Origin of the sequence: Niallia sp. MER 6 (genome assembly GCF_023714395.1) — a bacterium.
In the GTDB taxonomy this organism is placed as follows: Bacteria; Bacillota; Bacilli; order Bacillales; family Cytobacillaceae; genus Niallia.
Map to the genome: position 1 here is coordinate 1 of NZ_JAMAUK010000087.1, position 1,614 is coordinate 1,614.

Consider the following 1,614-nt stretch of genomic DNA (forward strand, 5'->3'; position numbering starts at 1 on the left):
CTGTCTACGCTTAAAGACTAAAGTTACCCTCAGTCCTCCAAGACTCGCTACGAGCGAATGGCTAGTTCTTACTCGGCGGGAATCCCACCCGCTATATGATACGACCTAGGCTCGGCCGCACAACTGCACTGTTTCTCCCATAAGCTAGTTTTTCATATATTACAGGAATGCTGCCATTATAGTTCCATAAGACTTTAACAACAGGGTATAAATCCTTATTGAATCAAAGCCCTCTATTATTTAATAGTAACTATTCACAAACTATTACTTAAGTTCTTATGCTGTCCAGATTTTTACATAAAGAAAGGTTAAGCCATAAATAAAATTCAGTTTAAGTTATGTTTTTATTCAATATCTCCATTAATCCTTAGTATGTTACAACACATTAGAAATGTCTGTTAATAAATGTAATCGCAAAATAAAAAGCCCCACTCAATTTGAGGGCGCTTTTTACTATGCAAAAATTAATATTAATAATTAAAAGACCATGCCTTATTAATATCAAAAAATTTAGCAACAACTTCTTGTTTTTCATTTAGTATATCTAGTTTATAATTTGCTGGTTCTAATGCTTGATTAAGTTGATCATCAGATAAGTTTTCAACTAACCCACTATTAAGGTTTATGGAATAAAAACTTTTATTAACATCCTTTTTTGAAGGTGAATCTAGATTTATACTAACAGGTATTGGCGGACTTTTAGGGTCAAGTATATCGACTAATTTTGAAGATTTTTCAGAGATTGTTACATACCATGTACTATTCATCTTCGATAACTTCTCAATATAGCTATCTCTTATGCCTATATTTATTTTAAAATTCAACCCATTATTTCTTTTTTCAATTTTTAATGGTTCCCATGCAATATTATCACCAGTAAGATCGTCTGCAGAAATATTTTTGTTAGTTTCTGATGATGAAACTTCTTCTTGTTGATTGTTTCTAATACCCTCTGATGTAGTCTTATCACAACCGACTAGTGTTAAACCTAAGATAATTAGAATAAGGCTTAATGAAAAAGTTCTTTTTAGCATTTAGTTTTATCTCCAATTCAGAGTTTTTTAACTTTCTTTTAGAATACTCTTCATAAGTATATTTAGCATCAACCGGAGTAGATTTATTTAATTTTCCTCGTTTATATTTTATACTTCATTATTTTCCCTATCCATAGAAACATCCTAATGTCAAATGAGGTTTGGTTCATAAAAACTACAAAATCTAATACATCAATTTCAGGGGAAAAATTTTATTTTTGTATTCCCCTTTAATTTTTTTATAAGAGTTTCAGTATGATTACTGGCTTTCCACAAGTATATCCATGGACTTAGAAACTAAAAACATAAAAACCTCCAAATTATAGTTCTTTTACATATCCATTATATACCAAAGCAATAAGTATAATATAAATTTTCCCTTTAGTATAATTTTATTTGACCATTCTACTCAGATCGTCTACTTTTAGCTATAAAACAGAATTTCTTTTTCAGCTAGTCGAGTAGAAGGGAGCCTTTCTACCTTACGGCAAATTGTACTCCTCCCCCCTCACAGAACCGTGCTTGCGCTATTAACGCACACGGCTCCTCCAAATTATCATTTACAGAATATAGCTAATCT

1 protein-coding gene is annotated in these 1,614 nt (G+C 31.1%); it reads right to left on the minus strand.

The features are described from left to right. Nucleotides 1-470 precede the first annotated feature (470 nt). Entirely contained in the window at nucleotides 471-1,034 is a 564-nt protein-coding gene (locus M3600_RS28270) for a hypothetical protein (RefSeq protein ID WP_251648547.1), read from the minus strand. Between the last annotated feature and the right edge of the window lie 580 nt (nucleotides 1,035-1,614).